The organism is Streptomyces camelliae, from assembly GCF_027625935.1.
GTDB lineage: Bacteria > Actinomycetota > Actinomycetes > Streptomycetales > Streptomycetaceae > Streptomyces > Streptomyces camelliae.
Genome location: NZ_CP115300.1, coordinates 2913567 through 2932788, shown reverse-complemented (window position 1 = coordinate 2932788; position 19222 = coordinate 2913567). Strand labels below are relative to the sequence as shown.

The window sequence follows — 19222 nt, the reverse complement described above, 5'->3', positions numbered from 1 at the left end:
GGGCCTGGCCGGCACAGACCTGGTCCCGGACCGGGGCCGCGCTCTTCAGCCGACCGGGTCGGGTGGTGGGCGGGCACAGGCGGGGGTCCAGGGGCGGAGCCCCCTTGTACGGCCACGGCATACCCTTCCGGAGTGAGTGAGAGCAGCGAGTTCACGTTCCCCCCGGCCACCGGCATCGGGTCCATGCCCGGCGGCGACGCCAGGGAAGCCGCCAAGACAGTCACCGGAAGCTTCGAGGACTTCCCGTTCCTCGCCGAGCTGCCCGCGCGCGGGCCCGGCGCCGACATGATCGGCCGCACCGCCGGGATGCTGGTCGAGCTGTACGCGCGCGTGGAGCCCAGCGGCTGGCGGATCGGGGACCGGCCGGGCCGGGACACCAAGCGTGCCCGGTCCTGGCTGGGCGAGGACCTGGACGCCCTGGAGGAGTTCACGCAAGGGTACGAGGGCGACCTCAAGGTGCAGGCCGTCGGCCCCTGGACGCTCGCCGCCGCCCTGGAGCTGAAGAACGGCGAGGCCGCCCTCTCCGACCCCGGCGCCTGCCGTGACCTCACCGCCTCCCTCACCGAGGGCCTCCGCCTCCACCTCGCCGAGGTACGGCGCCGCATCCCCGGCGCCCGCCTCGTCCTCCAGCTCGACGAGCCCTCGCTCACCGCCGTCCTGCGCGGCCAGGTCCGCACCGCCAGCGGCTACCGCACCCACCGCGCCGTCGACCGCCAGCTCGTGGAGGCCGCGCTCCGGGATGTCGTCGGCGTGCACGACGACGGCCCCGTGGTCGTCCACTCCTGCGCCCCCGACGTGCCGTTCGCCCTGTTGCGCCGGGCCGGCGTGGCCGCCGTCGCCTTCGACTTCTCGCTCCTCACCGAGCGTGACGACGATGTCATCGGCGAGGCCGTCGAGGCCGGCACAAGGCTGTTCGCCGGTGTCGTACCGGGCACGGACGGCCCATTGTCAGACCCTGCCGGTAGCGTCATGGGTGTCAGGACGCTGTGGCGCAGGCTGGGGCTGCGACCAGGGCTGCTCGCGCAGGCCGTCACGGTGACCCCGGCGTGCGGTCTGGCAGGCGCTTCCCCCGCCTACGCGCGCCAGGCGCTCGCCCACTGCGTCCGGGCGGCGAGATCCCTCGCGGACAACCCAGAGTAACGGGAGGACAACACGGTGGCCGGCGACAAGCAGCAGGCGGAGACGGCAGTGCCCGCCGAGGCACGGGACAGGCACGCGCAGCTGGCGGAGCAGGTCGAGGAGCACCGCTTCCGGTACTACGTGAAGGACGCTCCCGTCATCAGCGACGCGGAGTTCGACAAGCTCCTGAAGTCCCTGGAGGCCCTGGAGGAGCAGTATCCGGAGCTGCGCACCCCGGACTCGCCCACCCAGAAGGTCGCGGGGTCGTACGCGACGGAGTTCACGGCGGTCGAGCACCGCCAGCGCATGCTGTCGCTCGACAACACCTTCAACGACGACGAGCTGGCCGCCTGGGCCGACCGTATCGCGCGCGAACTCGGCGACCAGGAGTACCACTTCCTGTGCGAGCTGAAGGTCGACGGCCTCGCGGTCAACCTGACGTACGAGAACGGCCGCCTCACGCGCGCGGCCACCCGTGGCGACGGCCGCACCGGTGAGGACATCACGCCCAACGTCCGTACGATCGCCGAGATCCCGGACCGTCTGGGGGGCGACAAGGTGCCGGACCTCGTGGAGATCCGCGGCGAGGTCTACTTCCCGATGGAGAAGTTCCTCGAACTGAACGAACGCCTGGTCGCGGCCGGTGACAAGCCGTTCGCCAATCCCCGCAACGCAGCCGCCGGTTCGCTGCGCCAGAAGGACCCGCGGGTCACCGCCACCCGCCCGCTGCACATGGTCGTCCACGGCATCGGCGCCCTGGAGGGCTTCACGGGCATGACCCGCCTCTCCCAGGCGTACGACCTGCTGAAGACCTGGGGCCTGCCCACCTCCCCGCACAACCGCGTGGTGGACGACCTCGACGGCGTACGGCAGTTCATCGCCCACTACGACGGCGAGAACCGCCACTCCGTGGAGCACGAGATCGACGGCGCCGTCATCAAGCTCGACGAGATCCGCCTCCAGGGCCGCCTCGGCTCCACCGCGCGAGCGCCCCGCTGGGCGATCGCGTACAAGTACGCGCCGGAAGAGGTCAACACCAAGCTCATCGACATCAAGGTGGGCGTCGGCCGCACCGGCCGCGTCACGCCGTACGCCCAGGTCGAGCCGGTCACGGTCGCGGGCAGCGAGGTCGAGTTCGCCACCCTGCACAACCAGGAGGTCGTCAAGGCCAAGGGCGTCCTCATCGGGGACACGGTCGTCATCCGCAAGGCCGGTGACGTCATCCCGGAGATCCTCGGGCCGGTGGTCGACCTCAGGGACGGCAGCGAGCGGGAGTTCGTGATGCCGGCCGAGTGCCCCGAGTGCGGCACGGCGCTGCGGCCCATGAAGGAGGGCGACATCGACCTCCGCTGCCCCAACGCGCGTACGTGCCCGGCCCAGTTGCGCGAGCGCGTGTCCTACCTGGCGGGCCGCGAGTGCCTGGACATCGAGGGCTTCGGCGCGGTGGCCGCCGCCGCGCTGACCCGGCCGCTGGAGCCGGCCGACCCGCCGCTGGTGGACGAGGGCGACCTGTTCGACCTGACGGTGGAGAAGCTGCTGCCCATCAAGGCCTATGTCCTCGACCCCGACAGCGGTCTGCCCAAGCGGGACCCGAAGACGGGCGAGGAGAAGGTCGTCACGGTCTTCGCCAACCAGAAGGGCGAGCCGAAGAAGAACACCCTCGCCCTGCTGGAGAACGTCGAGGCGGCCAAGCAGCGCCCGCTGGCCCGGTTCCTCAACGGACTGTCCATCCGGCACGTCGGACCGGTGGCCGCGCAGGCCCTCGCGCGCGAGTTCCGTTCCATCGACCGTATCGAACAGGCCACGGAGGAGGAGCTGGCGACCACCGACGGCGTCGGCCCCATCATCGCCACGGCGCTCAAGGAATGGTTCGCCGAGGAGTGGCATCGCGAGATCGTCCGCAAGTGGAAGGCCGCCGGAGTCCCGCTTGAGGACGAGGCCACCGGCGAGGACGAGGGCCCGCGCCCGCTGGAGGGGCTGACCGTCGTGGTCACCGGCACGCTGGAGAACTTCACCCGGGACGGCGCCAAGGAGGCACTGCAGAGCCGGGGCGCAAAAGTGACCGGATCGGTATCGAAGAAGACCTCGTTCGTCGTTGTGGGTGACAACCCCGGATCGAAGTACGACAAAGCCATGCAATTGAAGGTCCCGGTCCTGAACGAAGATGGTTTCTCGGTCCTCTTGGAGCAGGGCCCGGACGCCGCGGCCGAAGTCGCGCTTCCGACCGAGGAGTAGCGGTTGAAGGCCACCCGATCGGCGCATATCAGATGCATACGGGTGGCCTGGGCGCATTCGGGCAACCGTTGCCGACCGGTGCCCGTGGAAGCCTTCAGCGGCCTACTGTTGAGGTGTGCACCTGCCGTGCCCAGCTGCGGTCGGGGCATCCCCGCGCGCTCCCAAGGCGCGGGGAACGTTTCTTCAACGCGGAGCCGCTGATGGGTGACGGACGTCGGGCCGCGTGGCGTGGGCACCGCCGGGTGTGAGAGGGACGGGAATGGAACCGACCGAGAGCATCGCCCCGGACTCGCGGCTGCGCCTGCGCCGTCGCGCGGCCGCCTGGCGCGGGACCCGGTGGACGGGACGGGACAGCGGACGCCCGGCGGGCCGGGCGCGCCTGGCCGGACCGGGCGCCGTCGCCGAGGCCCATCCGCCGATACCCCTGACCGCCCTCGAACCCGCCCGCGCCCTGACCGGCGTCGGCACCGGCCCGGACACCGAACGGCAGCCGTCCTGGCCCGCACTGCCCGCGGCCGTCATGGCCGCCGCCGCACTCGTCCTGGGCGCCGGCTTCTACCGCGCCTTCACCGGCCACCACGCCCTCTTCCCGGGCGGCACCGTCGGCTGGTCGCTGGCCCTGCTCACCGGCGTCATCGTCGGTCACCTCGTCATGCTGGGCCGTGCCCGCTGGTGGGGCGGCACCGGCTCCGGCGCCGCCCTCACCCTCGCCGTCCTGCTGCTCTACGGCTGGGTGCCCGCCGGCATGGTCAGCCTCACCGTCGTCGTCCTGGTCGGCATCGCCCGCCGCCACCGCTGGCGCCAGGGCGTCCTGCACGGCGCGGTGGACCTCCTCGGCATCGGCACCGGCGCCCTGCTGCTCGGCGCCTTCGGCCGCGTCCCGAGCGTCGAGACGCCCTGGCGGCCCGGCAGCTGGAGCATCGCCACCGTGCCCGAGGTCGTCCTCGTCGCCGTCGCCTATCTCGCCGTCAGCCGTGGCCTGCTGTGGTACCTGCACGCCCCGCACGGCGGCAAGGTGCCCGCGGTCCACCGCGCCTCCCTGGTCAGACAAGGCCTGATAGCCGTCGCCCTGCTCGGCATCGCGCCCCTGCTGTGCGTCGTCGCCGACGCCGAGCCGGTCCTGCTGCCACTGTTCGCCATCCCGCTCATCGCCCTCGACTCCACGCTGTGGATGGCACGCGCGCGTGCCGAGGAACAGCTGCGCGACCCGCTGACCGGGCTGCCCAACCGGCAGTGGCTGCTGGAGCGGATCTGGACCGCCCTCGACGACGCCGAACGCATCGGCGCCCGCTCCGCCCTCATGCTGATCGACCTCGACCGCTTCCGTTCGGTGAACGACACCCTCGGTCATCTCGCCGGTGACCGGCTGCTGCTTCAGATAGCCGACCGGCTGCGGATCGCCCTGCCGCGCGGCGCGGAGGCCGCGCGGCTCGGCGGGGACGAGTTCGCGGTCTTACTGCCCGTCGCCGACTCCACCACGTCGGCCACGCGCGTCGCCCGCGGCCTCGTCACCGCCCTCAGCTCCCCGCTGGACCTCGACGGCCTCACCCTCGTCCTGGAGGCCAGCGCGGGCGTCGCCGTCTTCCCCGACCACGCCCTGGACGCCGAAGGCCTGCTGCGCCGGGCGGACGTGGCGATGTACCAGGCGAAGCGGGACCGTACGGGCGTCGAGGTCTACGAGTCCAAGCGGGACTCCAACACCCCCGACCGGCTCGGCCTGCTGGGCGATCTGCGCCGGGCGCTGGACGCGCACGAGGTGCAGCTGCACTACCAGCCCAAGGTGCGCTTCGACGGCCAGGTCGCCGGCCTGGAGGCGCTGGTGCGCTGGGTGCACCCCGAGCGCGGGAAGGTGCCGCCGGACGAGTTCATAGCGATCGCCGAGTCCTCCGGGCTGATGCCCCATCTGACGGAGTACGTGCTGGAGACCGCGCTCGGACAGGTCGCCCGGTGGCGGGCGCAGGGGCTGCGGGTGCCGGTGGCGGTGAACGTCTCGCCCCGCGATGTCCACACGCCCGGTTTCGCCGGATCGGTCGCTGCGCGGCTGGCCCGGCACGGGGTCCCCGCGGGCGCCTTGCAGCTGGAGATAACCGAGCATGTGCTGCTGGAGGACCCGCAGCGCGCCGCCGACACCCTCGCCGGGCTCACCGGGCACGGGGTGAAGATGTCGCTGGACGACTTCGGCACCGGGTACTCCTCCCTGGTCCATCTGCGGCGGCTGCCGGTGAGCGAGCTGAAGATCGACCGCTCCTTCGTGGCCCGGCTGGCCGTCGACGCGGAGGACGCGGAGATCGTGCGGTGCACCGTGGATCTCGCGCACTCGCTGGGGCTGCTCGTCGTCGCCGAGGGTGTGGAGGACGACGAGACGTGGGAGCGGTTGCGGGATCTGGGGTGTGATGCCGTGCAGGGGTGGCTCGTGGCAGCGGCGATGCCGCCCGAGGAGACCACGGCGTGGCTGCGGGCGCGCGGGTCCCGGGGCTGGCAGCGGCCGCGTGCGGCGCTGCCGGCCGCCGAATAGCCTCTCCCACCCGCGGTTCGACTCGGCCGGGCGGCGGGCCCTCGCCCCAGGGGGTCCGTTCGCCGTCGGCGGCTGCCGGTTCGTCGTGGCTGGTCGCTCCCCCACATTCTCGGCTTCGCTCGAACCCGGGGGACCCATCGCGGCGCAGCCGCACATCGACACAGCCCCGCGCCCCTACGGGGCGCTGAAGTGGCCGATCAGCAGCTCCAGCCTTCGCTCGTGCCCATCCTCCGGCAGCCGGCCGCTCCGCATCAGTGTCGCCAGACCGTGCAGGGCCGCCCAGAACGTCTCCGTCGGCAGCCCGGGGTCCTCTCCCTCGTGCGCCGTCGGCTCCACCACGACGAGCAGCTCGCCGAACGCCTCCTTGAGCGGCGCCGGTGCCTCCTCCGTCGCGAACGGCAGGTCCACCAGGTGGGTGAACATCGCGTCGTAGAGGGCGGGCCGGCGGCGGGCGAAGGCCGTGTACGTGCGGGCGATGGCCGCGAGCGCCTCGCGTGTGCCCTGTGCGGCGGCGCGCGCCTGCCGTAGCTCTGCCGCCAGGTCGGCGCAGCCCTGGACCGCGACCGCCGCCATGATCGCGTCCTTGCCCTTGAAGCGGCTGCAGATCTTCTAGCTTTGCTCTCAATCCCAGCGTTGAATGACTCGCCTTCGCCGGAGACGCGGGCCGAGGCGTGGTTCATGCTCGCCGTGGCACTCGTACCGTTCGGCGACATGTTCATCGTGCTGCGCAACGGCGGGACGAAAGCCGTGGCGTTCGGGATCCACTTCGCCACCGCGATCGTTGTCCTGATCGGCGCCGGACTGCTCTTCGCGGTCTGACGACCTCACACGACATCAGCAGGAGGGAACGTCATGTCACTGTTCGTGCCGAAGTTCGACGATTCCGTGATCGTGCGCGGCGTCGAGGCCGAGGTGGTCGGGGACACCCCCGTCGGCGTCCAGCTCCTGGCCGACCGCAGTGCGACCGGCGGGGCGCTGTCCACCGTGCGCGTCACCCTGGCCGAGGGCGCCGACGGAGCGCGGCCGCACCTCCACCACACCGGGGCGGAGATGTTCTACCTGCTCGACGGGTCCGCCGAGATCCTGTCCGGAGACGACATCGTCACCGCCGAGCGCGGCGATCTCGTCATCGTCCCGCCGGAGAAGCCGCACGCCTTCGCCGCCGTCCCGGACGCCACGGCGGACATCCTCATCGTCTTCACCCCGGGCATCGAGCGCTTCGAGTACTTCCGTCACCTCCAGCGCATCCGCGTCGGCGAGGCCACTCCGGAGAGCATCCTCGAAGTGCAGGAGCGGTACGACAACCACTTCCTCAAGAGCGAGGTCTGGGAAGGCCGCCGGGGCTGACGGGCGGGGCCCCGGCAAACCGTTTCACGGGCACGGGGCCCTGCCCCATAGGATTGGGGACTGGCGTCACATTTCCGCCTGCCGCGCTTCGGGCGGACGGCAGAAATGTGACGCCGGCCCCCGGCCCCAAACCACACACACTCACCCCAGAGGATCGCTGCATGCCTGGCATCACGCGCGAGGAGGTCGCCCACCTCGCCCGGCTGGCGCGTCTGGAGCTGAAGCCCGAAGAACTCGACCACTTCGCGGGACAGCTCGACGACATCATCGGCGCGGTCGCCCGCGTCAGCGAGGTCGCCGACCAAGACGTACCGCCGACCTCGCACCCGCTCCCGCTGACGAACGTCATGCGGCCGGACGAGATCCGTCCCTCGCTCACCCCCGAGCAGGCGCTCTCCGGCGCCCCGGCCCAGGAGCAGCAGCGTTTCAAGGTGCCGCAGATCCTGGGGGAGGAGTGACCACCATGACGGACAGCAACATCATCAAGCTCACGGCCGCGCAGATCGCCGAGAAGATCGCCTCCGGCGAGCTCACGGCCGTCCAGGTCACCGAGGCCCACCTCGCCCGGATCGAGGCCGTCGACGAGAAGGTGCACGCCTTCCTGCACGTCGACCGCGAGGGCGCGCTCGCCCAGGCCCGCGCCGTGGACGAGAAGCGGGCGCGCGGGGAGAAGCTCGGCCCGCTGGCCGGCGTCCCGCTCGCGCTCAAGGACATCTTCACCACCGAGGGCGTGCCCACGACCGTCGGCTCGAAGATCCTGGAGGGCTGGATCCCGCCGTACGACGCCACCCTCACCAAGAAGCTGAAGGCCGCCGACGTCGTCATCCTCGGCAAGACCAACATGGACGAGTTCGCCATGGGGTCCTCCACCGAGAACAGCGCCTACGGCCCGACGGGCAACCCCTGGGACCTCACCAAGATCCCCGGCGGCTCGGGCGGCGGTTCCTCCGCCGCGCTCGCCTCCTTCCAGGCGCCCCTCGCCATCGGTACGGACACCGGCGGGTCCATCCGCCAGCCGGCCGCCGTCACCGGCACGGTCGGCGTGAAGCCGACGTACGGCGCGGTGTCCCGCTTCGGCATGGTCGCCTTCTCGTCCTCCCTGGACCAGGGCGGGCCCTGTGCCCGTACGGTCCTGGACGCCGCCCTGCTGCACGAGGTGATCGCCGGGCACGACCCGCTCGACTCCACCTCCATCGACGCCCCGGTCCCGCCGGTGGTCGAGGCCGCGAAGAACGGCTCCGTGCAGGGCATGCGCGTCGGCGTGGTCAAGCAGTTCCGCGGCGAGGGCTACCAGGCCGGTGTCATCCAGCGCTTCGACGAGTCCGTCGCGCTGCTGAAGGAGCTGGGCGCCGAGATCGTCGAGCTGGACTGCCCGTCCTTCGACCTCGCGCTGTCGGCGTACTACCTGATCGCCCCCTCCGAGTGCTCCTCCAACCTCGCCCGCTTCGACGGCCTGCGCTACGGCCTGCGGACCGGCGACGACGGCGGCCGCTCGGCGGAGGAGGTCACCTCCCTCACCCGTGAGGCGGGCTTCGGCCCCGAGGTCAAGCGCCGCATCATGCTCGGCACATACGCCCTGTCGAGCGGGTACTACGACGCGTACTACGGCTCCGCCCAGAAGGTCCGCACGCTCATCACGCGGGACTTCGAGAAGGCCTTCGAGCAGGTCGACGTCATCGTCTCGCCGACGACCCCGACCACCGCCTTCCCGATCGGCGAGCGCGCCGACGACCCGATGGCGATGTACCTCGCGGACCTGTGCACCATCCCGACCAACCTGGCGGGCAACGCGGCCATGTCCCTGCCCTGCGGCCTCGCCCCGGAGGACAACCTCCCGGTGGGCCTGCAGATCATCGCCCCGGCGCTGCAGGACGACCGCCTGTACAAGGTGGGCGCCGCCGTCGAGGCCGCCTTCGTGGAAAAGTGGGGACACCCGCTGCTGGAGGAGGCTCCGTCGCTGTGAGCAAGGCACTGTCCAAGGCCAAGGGCTTCAAGAAGTCCAAGTCCGGTACGTACCTGTCGATGGCCACCACCGCGTTCGGCGCGATCGGTGTCGCCAAGCAGATCAAGAAGGCCCGCGCCGAGCAGGACACGCTGAGGTTGATCGACGCCACCGTGTCCGCCGTCGCGATCGTCACCGGCCTCGCCATCCTCTACCGCGAGCTGAAGCGGCTGGGCGACGACGACGTCCTGCTGGGCTGAGAGGGAAGTTTTCACCGTGACCACCACGACCGACCTGGTGTCGTACGAGGACGCGCTGGCGTCCTACGACCCCGTCATGGGCCTTGAGGTCCATGTCGAACTCGGCACCAAGACCAAGATGTTCTGCGGCTGTTCGACCGAGCTGGGTGCCGAGCCCAACTCGCAGACCTGCCCGACCTGCCTCGGCCTGCCGGGCGCGCTCCCGGTCGTCAACGCGACCGGCGTCGAGTCCGCGATCAAGATCGGTCTCGCGCTGAACTGCGAGATCGCCGAGTGGTGCCGCTTCGCCCGGAAGAACTACTTCTATCCGGACATGCCGAAGAACTTCCAGACCTCCCAGTACGACGAGCCGATCGCCTTCAACGGCTACCTCGACGTGCAGCTGGAGGACGGCGAGACCTTCCGCGTGGAGATCGAGCGCGCCCACATGGAGGAGGACACCGGCAAGTCCACCCACGTGGGTGGCGCGACCGGCCGTATCCACGGCGCGCAGCACTCGCTCCTGGACTACAACCGCGCGGGCATCCCGCTCATCGAGATCGTCACCAAGCCCATCGTCGGCGCCGGCGAGCGCGCCCCCGAGGTGGCCAAGGCGTACGTCCGTGAGCTGCGCGAGGTCATCCGTGCCCTCGGCGTGTCCGAGGCCCGCATGGAGATGGGCCAGATGCGCTGCGACGTGAACCTGTCGCTGATGCCGAAGGGCAGCTCGACGTTCGGCACGCGCTCCGAGACGAAGAACGTCAACTCGCTGCGCTCCGTGGAGCGCGCGGCTCGCTTCGAGATCATGCGGCACGCCGCCGTACTGAACGACGGCGGCACGGTCGTCCAGGAGACCCGCCACTTCCACGAGGACACCGGGTCCACGACCTCGGGCCGCGTGAAGGAGGAGGCCGAGGACTACCGGTACTTCCCCGAGCCGGACCTGGTGCCGGTGGCCCCCTCCCGGGAGTGGGTCGAGGAGATCCGCGCGGCCCTGCCGGAGCTGCCGCTGGTCCGCCGTACCCGGCTGCTCGCCGAGTGGGGCATCTCGGCCACCGACATGCAGGCGATCCTCAACGCCGGTGCGCTGGACCCGATCGTCGCCACGATCGACGCCGGTGCCGACGCGGCCTCCGCCCGCAAGTGGTGGATGGGCGAACTGGCGCGCAGCGCGAACGAGTCCGGCAAGGCACTGGACGAGCTGGCCATCACGCCGCAGCAGGTCGCCCGGGTCACCGAGCTCGTCGCGAAGGGCGACCTGAACGACAAGCTGGCCCGGCAGGTCATCGAGGGCGTCCTCGCGGGCGAGGGCACCCCGGACGAGGTCGTCGACAAGCGCGGCCTGAAGGTCGTGTCCGACGACTCGGCCCTCGGCACGGCCGTCGACGAGGCCATCGCCGGCAACCCGGGCGTCGCGGACAAGATCCGCGGCGGCAAGGTGGCCGCGGCCGGCGCCCTGGTCGGCGCGGTCATGAAGGCCACCCGGGGTCAGGCCGACGCGGCCCGCGTCAAGGAGCTGATCCTGGCGAAGCTGGGCGTCAGCGAGGGCTGAGCCCACACTCGGCACGGCCCCGGAGGCACGTCCTCCGGGGCCGTTCTCCTGCTCCCGGGCCGGAGGTACTACGCTCGCCCGCCATGAGGGCACGCACCGATTCCGACCCCCGACCCGCGATAGCCGACGTCGAGGACATCGCGGAAGACAGCGACATCGCGGAAGACAGCGACGAAGAAGCGGCGGACCACGTCGAGGGTGCCCGCCGGGCCCGCTGGCTCGCCGCCGGCACCGGTGTGCTGCTGACCCTCGCCGGTCTCGCCGCAGCCCTGCTCAAGCTCACCGCCGCCGCCCCCGCCCGCGTCCCCGCCGCCTATGCCCTCGGTGCCGCCGTCTGCGCCCTCGCCGCGCTGCTCGGCGGCCGGGGCCGTACCCGCAGGGCCCTGTGGCTGCTGATCGCCGGGACGATGATCATGGCGCTGGGGGACCAGCCCGGCTGAAGCGTCCGGAGGCACGACAGAGTTCGCCGAAGTGTCCTGTGACGTCCCTCCCACTCGTGTGAAGAAGCCCACGAACACGGCAAACGATCACTTTCGCCTGCAAGAGTGTCCTGCGATTGCTCATCCGTTCTTTGCGGGCAGTTCAGTTTATGGACGATTGTTCCCGGCCAAAGATCCAAAAATCGTCATCCTGGGAGCACGTCCGTGGCAGACCTCGCCCGTTGGTGTGTCCGGCACCGGCTGATCACCGTGCTGCTGTGGCTTCTCGCCTTCGGCGGGGTGAGCGCGGCCGCCGCCGTCGCCGGTACGTCGTACTCGAACGACTACGAGGTCCCGGGCACCGAGTCCGGCCGGGCGGCCCAGCTGCTCCAGGAGGGCTTCCCCGGTCAGGGCGGGGACAGTGACACCGTCGTCTGGCACACCACCGGCGGCAGCGTCCGGGCCGCCGCCGTCGAGCAGACCATGACCCGCACCCTGGACCGGATCGCCTCACTGCCCGGCGTGGCCTCGGTGTCCGGCCCGTACGGCGCCCAGGGCGCGCAGCGGATCAGCGCCGACGGCCGTACGGCGTACGCCACCGTCACCTTCACCCAGCAGTCGGACGCGATCGGAAAGTCCGAGGCCCAGGCCGTGGTGCGCACCGCCAAGGCCGCCCAGGGCGACGGGCTCCAGGTGGAGCTGGGCGGCAGCGCGATCGGGCTCACCGCGTCCCCACGCGAACACACCGCCGAGCTGGTCGGCGTGCTCGTCGCGGCCGTCGTGCTGTTCCTCGCCTTCGGCTCGCTCGCCGCCTCCCTGCTGCCGATCGCCACCGCGCTGGTCGGCGTCGGCACCGCGTACGCCGGCATCGGGCTGCTCGGACACGCCATGACCGTCGCCGACTTCGCACCCATGCTGGGCATGCTGATCGGGCTCGGCGTCGGCATCGACTACGCGCTGTTCATAGTGACCAGACACCGGCGCGGACTGAAACGCGGCCTGAGCGTCACCGAGGCCGCCGTGAACGCCGTCGCCACCACCGGACGTGCCGTCGTGTTCGCGGGTGCGACGGTGTGCATCGCCCTACTGGGAATGCTGATACTGCGGCTGAGCTTCCTCAACGGGGTCGCCGTCGCGGCCTCGCTGACGGTCGTGCTCACCGTCGCCGCCTCGGTCACCCTGCTGCCCGCCCTGCTGTCGTACATCGGACCGCGCGCCCTCAGCCGCCGCGAGCGGCGTCGGCTCGCCGAGCACGGGCCGCGCCCGGAGCTGCCCACGGGCCTCGCCGCCCGCTGGTCGGCGCTGGTCGAACGCCACCCCAAGCTGCTCGGCGCGCTCGCCGTCCTCGTCATCGCCGTCCTCGCCCTGCCCACCTTCTCCCTGCACCTCGGCACCTCCGACCAGGGCAACGACCCGCGCACCTCCACCACCCGCAAGGCCTACGACCTGCTCGCCGAGGGCTTCGGGCCGGGCGTGAACGGGCCGCTCACCCTGGTGACCCGGGTGGACGGAGCCGCCGACAAGCTCGCCCTGGACAACCTCGACACCACCCTGCGCGCCACCCGGGGCGTCGCCTCCGTCACCCCGGCCGCCTACGACACCGGCGGCGGCATCGCCTACCTCACGGTCGTACCCGACTCGGCGCCCCAGTCGCAGGCCACCAGCGACCTCGTGGACCGGCTGCGCACCCACGTGCTGCCCCGCGCGGAGACCGGCACCTCCCTCCACGTCCAGGTCGGCGGGGTGACCGCAGGCTACGACGACTTCGCGGATGTGATCGTCGGCAAACTTCCGCTGTTCATCGGCGCGGTCGTCGGGCTGGGCTGTCTCCTGCTGCTGGTCGCCTTCCGCTCGCTCGGCATCCCGGCGAAGGCCGCCGCGATGAACGTCGCCGCGGTCGCCGCCGCGTTCGGCATCGTCGTCGCCGTCTTCCAGTGGGGCTGGGGCAGCGAACTGCTCGGCCTCGGCCGGGCCGGCCCCATCGAGCCGTTCCTGCCGGTGATCATGGTCTCGGTGCTCTTCGGCCTCTCCATGGACTACCAGGTCTTCCTGGTCAGCCGGATGTACGAGGAGTGGCTGGAGACCGGCGACAACCGGCGGGCCGTCCGCGTGGGCCTCGCCGAGACCAGCCGGGTCATCAACTCCGCCGCGGTCATCATGATCTCGGTGTTCCTCGCCTTCGTGCTCAGCGGTGACCGGGTCATCGCCATGTTCGGCATCGCCCTCGCCTCCGCCGTCGCCCTCGACGCCTTCGTGCTGCGCACGCTGCTCGTGCCCGCGCTGATGCATCTGCTGGGCCCCGCCAACTGGTGGCTGCCCGCCTGGCTGGAGCGCCGCCTGCCCCGCGTCAGCATCGAGCCGCCCGAGTGCCGCACCGCCCATGAGAGGCTCGGGACCGTCTCGATGGCCGAGCTGGGGGAGGAACAGGAACATGATGTACGCGATATCCCTGGGTGACGACGGCGCCGAACTGCGGCCCCTGGAGGTCTGGCACGCCGAGGAGTTCCTCGCCCACCTGGACCGCGGCAGGGAGTTCATCGGGCAGTTCATCCCGTTCGGCTCGCAGGCCACGGACGTGGACTCCGCAAAGGCCACGCTCCAGCGGTACGCCGATCTGCGCGCCGCCGACAGCGCCTCCTACCACGGCATCTGGCTGGACGGGAAGCTCGTGGGTGGTGTACTGACGCTGAACTTCGACGCCGAGCGCGGCAACTGCGAGGTCGGCTGCTGGCTGGAACCCGCCGCGACCGGGCGCGGACTGATCACCCGCGCGATGCGGATCCTCATCGACTGGGCCGTCGAGGAGCGGGGCATCCACCGCGTGGAGTGGCATGCGGCCTCCGGCAACCAGCCGAGCATCGCGGTCGCCCGGCGGCTCGGCATGACCCGCGACGGGGTGCTCCGCCAGAACCACCTGCACCACGGCGTCCGCCACGACACCGAGGTCTGGTCGGTGCTCGCCCCGGAGTGGCGGGCTGCACGCGCGCGTAGCGGGCAGAACGATCATTAAGAGACTTCTCAGACGGCGTCCGTACGGTGCCGGGCATGGGAACGAAGACAGAGGCAGGCGCTGAGGCGCGCAAGGACGACGAGACGGCGGTGGAGGCCGCCACCGAGGACGAGGCCGCCCGGGCGGAGGCTCTTGAGGAGGACGCCGAGCAGGAAGAGCCCGGCGAGGAGAAGGCCGTCGACGAGGACGCCGTCGACGAGGACGGCGTCGACGAGGACGGCGTCGACGAGGACGGCGTCGAGCCGGAGGCCAAGGTGCCGTCCGGGGTCGGGCAGGGTGCCGGTGCCGTCGTCTCCGCGGCGCTGGGCCTGGTCTCGCTCAGCGGTGGCTGGATCGGCACGGTCGCCGGCGCCCGCGAACAGCTCGTCGGCCAGCTGCGCACCTCCTCTACGGCGAGCGTCGCCACGCAGATCAAGGCGGTCTACGGCAACGCCTGGCACAGCACCGCCCTGTGGGCCGGCCTGTTCGCGCTGGCCGCGCTGCTCACCGGCGTGGTCGTGCTCGCCCGGCCCGCGTTCGGCACCCCCGGCCGCCCGCAGGCGCACTGGATCAGGTCGGTCGCCTGGGCGGGTGTCTCGCTCGGTGTCATCGGCCTTCTCCTGGCGGTCCTGAAGTACTCCGACGCCCTGCTCGGCCTGCCTTCGGCCGGCTGAGAAGGCGCAGGTCCCAGGGGCCTTAGGGAATCCATGCGCACCTTATGGATGCCCTAAGGCCCCTTACGCGCGCGTGCGGCCCGCGGGCGGCACGAAGATGCGGAACTCTCCCGATGTGGCACACCCCCCTCCCGGACGAAGGTGGAGGCATCGCAGAACGCGACGCACCACACCGACTCTCTTCGAGGGAAACGCCGTGATCGAGATCGAGTACCAGAAGATGCACACCGCCCAGCTGCTCCGCGAGGCCGAGCAGGAGCGGCTGGCCCGCACCGTCACCCGGGGCCGCCGCGCCGCCCGCCGCGCGGAACCTGCCGGCCACGACAGCACGGGCGCCGACTCCCATACCGACCGGCCCCGCCGGCAGCGGCTCCCGCGCACCGCATGAGCACCGGGCCGGCGGAAGGGGGAGGGCCGGCGGAAAGGGACCCTGCGGCGGTCCGGGGCGGGGCGGCGGACCAGGACCGGGCGGAAGGGGGCCGTACGGGGGTCGGCCCTCTTCCGTCCCCCGCTTCGACTGCCGCGCCCGCCACGACTGCCGGGGCGGCCACGGCCGTTGGGACCACCAAGACTGCCGGGGCGGTCACGGCCGTTGGGACCGCCACGACTTCTGCGCTCGCCACGACCGCCCGGGCTGCCGCGACTGCCACGACCGCCAGGGCCGCCATGACTGCCGCGACCGCCGGGGCCGCCGCGACTGCCCGGGCTGCCGCGACCGCCACGACTGCCCGGACCGCCACCACCGCCCGGACCGCCACGACCGCCACCACCGCCCGGACCGCCACGACCGTCGCGACCACCACGGCCCTCCCGGCCGTCAGTACGACCATCGCACCGGGCCTGTGGAAAACCGGTGACCCGTCGCCCGGGCCTCGTGCGATGCTCGGGCCCGTGGAGACCAGGTCCGTCAGTCCCGTGTTCGTAGGCCGCACCGACGAGTTGGACACGCTGAACGACGCGCTCGCCCGCGCCCGCGCCGGCGAGCCGCAGGCGCTGCTGCTCGGCGGGGAGGCCGGCGTCGGCAAGACCCGCCTCGTCGAGGAGTTCGCCGCGGCGGCCGCCCGGCACGCGGTGGTGGCCGTCGGCGGCTGCGTCGAGATCGGCGCGGACGGGCTGCCGTTCGCGCCCTTCTCCACCGCGCTGCGCGCCCTGCGCGACGCCCTGCCCGAGCGGTTCGCCGCCGCCGCGAGCGGACAGGTCGAGGAGCTCGCCCGGCTCCTGCCCGACCTGGGCGAGGCCGGTGCCGGGCGGCACGACGAGCAGGGCACGGCCCGCCTGTTCGAGCTGACCGCCCGGCTGCTGGAGCGGGTCGCCGCCGAGCAGCCGGTCGTGTTCGTCCTGGAGGACCTGCACTGGGCCGATGCCTCCACCCGCCACCTCCTCGCCTATCTCTTCCGCACCCTGCGCGCCGGCCGGCTCCTCGTCCTCGCCAGCTACCGCTCCGACGACATCCACCGCCGCCATCCGCTGCGTCCCCTGCTCGCCGAGCTGGACCGGTTGCGCACGGTCCGCCGGATCGAACTCGCCCGTTTCACCCGCGAGGAGGTCGCCCGCCAGATCGCCGGCATCCTCGCCGCCGAACCCGACCCCGCCCGCGTGGACGAGATCTTCGAACGCTCCGACGGCAACGCCTTCTTCGTCGAGGAACTGGCCGTCGCCGGCTGCGACGGACGCTGCGCCGGCCTCACCGACTCCCTGCGCGATCTGCTCCTGGTCCGGGTCGAGGCACTGCCCGAGAGCGCCCAGCGGGTCGCCCGGATCGTCGCCGAGGGCGGCTCCACCGTGGAGTACCGGCTGATCGCCGCCGTGACAGGGCTCGGCGAGGACGACCTCATCGAGGCGCTGCGGGCCGCCGTCGGCGCCAACATCCTGACCGTCACCCCGGCCGGCGACGGCTACCGCTTCCGGCACTCCCTGGTCCGCGAGGCCGTCTCCGACGACCTGCTGCCCGGCGAGCGCTCCCGGCTCAACCGCCGCTACGCCGAAGCCGTGGAGGCCGACCCCACGCTCGTCCCGGCCGACGCACGCGTGATGCGCCTGGCCAGTTACTGGTACCACGCGCACGACGCGGCCAAGGCCCTGCCCGCCGTCCTGGACGCCTCCGTCGTGGCCCGCCGCCGGCACGCCTACACCGAGCAACTGGGGCTGCTGGAGCGGGCGATGGAGCTGTGGGACAGCGTGCCCGAGGAGGTCCGCTCCGCCCTGCGCCCGGTCGACTACACCGAGGTCTACCCACCGTGCGGCTGCGACCCGGCCACCACTGCGCTGCGCCCGCTCGACCTGATGGCCGAGGCCGCCGTCGCGGGCCGCTTCGGCGGCGAGCGGGAACGGGCGCTGAAGATCACCAAGCGGGCGCTGCGGTTGCTGGAGGACGAGCCGGACCCCCAGCGCGCCGCCTGGTTCTGGATCCAGCGCTCCCGCCTCGTCCAGGCCCTGGGCCGCGGCGACGGCTGGCACGAACTGGCCACCGCCCAGGACCTGGTGCGCGGTCTGCCGCCCTCGGAGGTGCACGCCGAGGTACTGGCCCGCGCCGCCAACTGGTCCATGCTGCACCGGCCCGGCCCCGAAGCCCTGGCCGCCGCCGAGCGGGCCGTGGAGTACGCGCGCATGGTGGGCGCCCGCGAGATCGAGCTGCACGCACGGCTCACGCTCGGTTGTCTCACGGTGGACTCCGGCGACCCGGACACCGGCCTCGCACAGATGCGGCAGGTGCTCCAGGACACCCTCGCGGAGGGCCTGCGCCAGATGGCGGGCCGCGCGTATGTGAACCTGCCGTCCGAGCTGCAGTCCGTCGGCCTCGACCGGGAGGCCGCGCCCCTGCTGCGTGAGGGCATCGCCTTCGCCCGCGCCCACGGGCTGCTGGACTCCGAGGCCCGGATGTGGTGCAACCTGTCCGAGGCGCACCTCGCGCTCGGCCAGTGGCCCAAGGCGGCCGAGGCAGCCGCGCACGCGGCCCGGGGTGGCCACGGCGCCCAGCCGCGGGGCGCGGGCGCCCTGCACCTGGCGGACCTCGCCCTCGCCCGCGGCGACCTCGCCGAGGCCGGCCGGCATCTCGCCGCCGCCCGCGCCCACTTCGGCACCCACGACCCCATGCCCCAGCACTTCCTGCCACTGGCCCGCGTCACCCTGGGCATCGCCGCCGAGGAGGGCCGCGTCGCCGACGCCCGCGCCGTGCTGCTCCAGGCCCTGGACGCCGGGTTCCCGCCCGGCACCCACCGCTACGGCTGGCCGCTGCTGCTGGCCGCCGCCGGCGCCGAGGCCGACACCCGCACACTGCCCGCGGCCCGGCCCGGCCGCGCGGAGGTCCTCGACCGGCTCTCCGAGACCGTCCGCACGCTCACCACGGGTGCCCCGCTGTGGCAGGCGTACGACCAGTGGACGCGCGCCGAGCTGCTCCGCGCCCAGGGCCGGGACACCGCCGAGCTCTGGTCACCGGTGGTCACCGCCTTCGAGTGTCTGGACCGCCCCTACGACCTCGCCCGGGTCCGCCGCCGCCTCGCCGCGGCCCTCCTCGCCGAAGCCGACGGCGACGACGGCGCACGCGACCGCGCGGTGGAACTGCTCCGGCTGTCCGGAGCGGTCGCCGCCCACCTCGGCGCCCGCCCCCTGGCCGACGCGGTCACCCGGCTCGCCCAGCGCGCCCGCCTCACCCTCACCCGGGTCCCGAGCCAGGCTCTGACCTCCGCCGACCCGGCCGCGGCCCTCGGTCTCACCAGCCGGGAGCGGGACGTCCTGCGCCTGGTCTCGGCCGGCCGCACCAACCGCCAGATAGCGGGGGAGCTGTTCATCTCCCCGAAGACGGCGAGCGTCCACGTCTCCAACATCCTGAGCAAACTCGGCGTCTCGGGCAGAGGGGAGGCGGCGGCGCTGGCCCACCGCATGGGCCTGTTCCCGGCCGAGCCGGCCCCTGCGCCGACGGCGGGCTGACTCGTACGCTGGAGGAAACCGGTGAGGGGAGGGGCCGTGTTCAACGCCTTCGAGGAACTGTTCGCGCCCGGCCGTAAACACACCCACGACGAGCAGAACCGCCTGGAGCTGACCCGGGAGGACGTCGGCGACGCCGACCCGGGTCGGGGGCCCATAGACCTCGCCTCGGGCAAGGTCGTCGTGCGCCTGCCCGAGCGGCCGCCCGCCGAAGCGGAGACCACGGACGACGACTAGCCGACGACCGGACGACGGCGAGCCGTGCCC

The 19222-nt window shown here is 72.4% G+C and carries 15 protein-coding genes and 2 pseudogenes; 16 read left to right on the top strand and 1 reads right to left on the bottom strand.

Annotated elements, in window-relative coordinates:
• Positions 1-132 precede the first annotated feature (132 nt).
• The 3 genes from O1G22_RS13160 to O1G22_RS13150 all read left to right on the top strand — a co-directional run bounded on the left by O1G22_RS13160 (position 133) and on the right by O1G22_RS13150 (position 5869).
• On the top strand, positions 133-1140 hold the full coding sequence (locus O1G22_RS13160) for a methionine synthase (RefSeq protein ID WP_270081526.1): 1008 nt from the start codon (positions 133-135) through the stop codon (positions 1138-1140).
• A 15-nt stretch (positions 1141-1155) separates the two neighbouring features.
• Positions 1156-3354 carry an NAD-dependent DNA ligase LigA gene (gene ligA, locus O1G22_RS13155; RefSeq protein WP_270081525.1) on the top strand — a complete coding sequence of 733 codons (2199 nt, stop codon included), beginning with the start codon at positions 1156-1158 and terminating at the stop codon, positions 3352-3354.
• 259 nt (positions 3355-3613) lie between these two features.
• Positions 3614-5869: a putative bifunctional diguanylate cyclase/phosphodiesterase gene (locus O1G22_RS13150; RefSeq protein ID WP_270081524.1), complete on the top strand. Its 2256-nt coding sequence runs from the start codon at positions 3614-3616 to the stop codon at positions 5867-5869.
• A gap of 174 nt (positions 5870-6043) precedes the next feature.
• On the opposite strand, the pseudogene O1G22_RS13145 reads toward O1G22_RS13150, so the two are convergent.
• Positions 6044-6469, bottom strand: a pseudogene (locus O1G22_RS13145) (TetR-like C-terminal domain-containing protein); the annotation flags it as partial.
• Positions 6470-6510: 41 nt separating this feature from the next.
• Between O1G22_RS13145 and O1G22_RS13140 the strand changes: the two are divergent.
• The 13 genes and pseudogenes from O1G22_RS13140 to O1G22_RS13080 all read left to right on the top strand — a co-directional run.
• Positions 6511-6688, top strand: a pseudogene (locus O1G22_RS13140) (DUF4267 domain-containing protein); the annotation flags it as partial.
• 33 nt (positions 6689-6721) lie between these two features.
• Positions 6722-7216 (top strand): cupin domain-containing protein, encoded by a 495-nt coding sequence (locus O1G22_RS13135; protein ID WP_270081523.1) that lies wholly within the window; start codon positions 6722-6724, stop codon positions 7214-7216.
• A gap of 161 nt (positions 7217-7377) precedes the next feature.
• Positions 7378-7674: an Asp-tRNA(Asn)/Glu-tRNA(Gln) amidotransferase subunit GatC gene (gatC, locus tag O1G22_RS13130; RefSeq protein ID WP_270081522.1), complete on the top strand. Its 297-nt coding sequence runs from the start codon at positions 7378-7380 to the stop codon at positions 7672-7674.
• A gap of 5 nt (positions 7675-7679) precedes the next feature.
• On the top strand, positions 7680-9179 hold the full coding sequence (gatA, locus tag O1G22_RS13125) for an Asp-tRNA(Asn)/Glu-tRNA(Gln) amidotransferase subunit GatA (RefSeq protein WP_225099366.1): 1500 nt from the start codon (positions 7680-7682) through the stop codon (positions 9177-9179).
• Positions 9176-9418: a hypothetical protein gene (locus tag O1G22_RS13120; RefSeq protein ID WP_225099365.1), complete on the top strand. Its 243-nt coding sequence runs from the start codon at positions 9176-9178 to the stop codon at positions 9416-9418. Before gatA ends, O1G22_RS13120 begins: the two co-directional genes overlap by 4 nt.
• A 16-nt stretch (positions 9419-9434) precedes the next feature.
• A complete protein-coding gene (gatB, locus tag O1G22_RS13115) occupies positions 9435-10949 on the top strand; it encodes an Asp-tRNA(Asn)/Glu-tRNA(Gln) amidotransferase subunit GatB (protein WP_270081521.1) in 1515 nt (504 codons plus the stop codon).
• A gap of 83 nt (positions 10950-11032) precedes the next feature.
• Positions 11033-11389: a hypothetical protein gene (locus O1G22_RS13110; RefSeq protein WP_270081520.1), complete on the top strand. Its 357-nt coding sequence runs from the start codon at positions 11033-11035 to the stop codon at positions 11387-11389.
• 204 nt (positions 11390-11593) lie between these two features.
• The gene (locus tag O1G22_RS13105) at positions 11594-13825 is read left to right on the top strand and encodes an MMPL family transporter (protein ID WP_270081519.1); all 2232 of its coding nucleotides are present in this window, start codon (positions 11594-11596) and stop codon (positions 13823-13825) included.
• On the top strand, positions 13803-14378 hold the full coding sequence (locus O1G22_RS13100) for a GNAT family N-acetyltransferase (RefSeq protein ID WP_270086407.1): 576 nt from the start codon (positions 13803-13805) through the stop codon (positions 14376-14378). The genes O1G22_RS13105 and O1G22_RS13100 overlap by 23 nt, the downstream gene beginning before the upstream one ends.
• Positions 14379-14413: 35 nt before the next feature.
• Positions 14414-15031, top strand: a complete 618-nt coding sequence (locus tag O1G22_RS13095; RefSeq protein ID WP_270081518.1) for a hypothetical protein — start codon at positions 14414-14416, stop codon at positions 15029-15031.
• 196 nt (positions 15032-15227) lie between these two features.
• Positions 15228-15419, top strand: coding sequence for a hypothetical protein (locus O1G22_RS13090; protein WP_270081517.1), 192 nt, complete (start codon positions 15228-15230; stop codon positions 15417-15419).
• A gap of 491 nt (positions 15420-15910) precedes the next feature.
• Positions 15911-18958 carry a helix-turn-helix transcriptional regulator gene (locus tag O1G22_RS13085; protein ID WP_270086406.1) on the top strand — a complete coding sequence of 1016 codons (3048 nt, stop codon included), beginning with the start codon at positions 15911-15913 and terminating at the stop codon, positions 18956-18958.
• Between the two features lie 36 nt (positions 18959-18994).
• Positions 18995-19192, top strand: a complete 198-nt coding sequence (locus tag O1G22_RS13080; protein ID WP_225099359.1) for a DUF6191 domain-containing protein — start codon at positions 18995-18997, stop codon at positions 19190-19192.
• The last annotated feature ends 30 nt before the right edge of the window (positions 19193-19222 follow it).

Excerpts from the sequence above, each read along its gene's own strand:
- O1G22_RS13110 (WP_270081520.1), top strand. The coding sequence starts at position 11,033 with ATGAGGGCACGCACCGATTCCGACCCCCGACCCGCGATAGCCGACGTC.
- O1G22_RS13095 (WP_270081518.1), top strand. The coding sequence starts at position 14,414 with ATGGGAACGAAGACAGAGGCAGGCGCTGAGGCGCGCAAGGACGACGAG.
- gatA (WP_225099366.1), top strand. The coding sequence starts at position 7,680 with ATGACGGACAGCAACATCATCAAGCTCACGGCCGCGCAGATCGCCGAG.
- O1G22_RS13100 (WP_270086407.1), top strand. The coding sequence starts at position 13,803 with ATGTACGCGATATCCCTGGGTGACGACGGCGCCGAACTGCGGCCCCTG.
- gatC (WP_270081522.1), top strand. The coding sequence starts at position 7,378 with ATGCCTGGCATCACGCGCGAGGAGGTCGCCCACCTCGCCCGGCTGGCG.
- O1G22_RS13085 (WP_270086406.1), top strand. The coding sequence starts at position 15,911 with ATGCTCGGGCCCGTGGAGACCAGGTCCGTCAGTCCCGTGTTCGTAGGC.
- O1G22_RS13150 (WP_270081524.1), top strand. The coding sequence starts at position 3,614 with ATGGAACCGACCGAGAGCATCGCCCCGGACTCGCGGCTGCGCCTGCGC.
- O1G22_RS13135 (WP_270081523.1), top strand. The coding sequence starts at position 6,722 with ATGTCACTGTTCGTGCCGAAGTTCGACGATTCCGTGATCGTGCGCGGC.